This window comes from Enterobacter cloacae complex sp.6700776 (assembly GCF_048284255.1).
Lineage (GTDB): Bacteria > Pseudomonadota > Gammaproteobacteria > Enterobacterales > Enterobacteriaceae > Enterobacter > Enterobacter intestinihominis.
Genome location: NZ_JBLVYK010000080.1, coordinates 1 through 363 on the forward strand (window position 1 = coordinate 1; position 363 = coordinate 363).

Below are 363 nucleotides of genomic sequence, written 5' to 3' on the forward strand. Positions count from 1 at the left end.
TCACTGCCCAGGACAATCTGCTGATCGTCAAAGGCGCCCACGCCGCCGAGCAGAAAGAGCGGACCTACCTGTATCAGGGGATCGCCGAGCGCAACTTCGAGCGCAAATTCCAGCTGGCGGAAAACATTCACGTCCGCGGCGCCAATCTGGTGAACGGCCTGCTGTATATCGATCTGGAACGGGTGATCCCGGAAGCGAACAAGCCGCGCCGCATCGAAATCAACTAATTGTCCGTTTCAGGCCGCGTGGCGGCCTGATGTAACAACCTGCTCGCCGTCAGGGAGCAGATGCGAATTTACAGAATTCGCAGGTATTCACTCGCTTCTTAGAGGGAGAAAACAGTATGCGTAACTACGATTTATC

Annotated in this window: 1 protein-coding gene; it reads left to right on the top strand. The window is 55.4% G+C overall.

Annotated features, from left to right (window positions below):
• The coding region (locus ACNQ0T_RS23305) for an Hsp20 family protein (RefSeq protein WP_417930394.1) at nucleotides 1-227 on the top strand (227 nt) is incomplete at its 5' end.
• Nucleotides 228-363 lie beyond the last annotated feature (136 nt).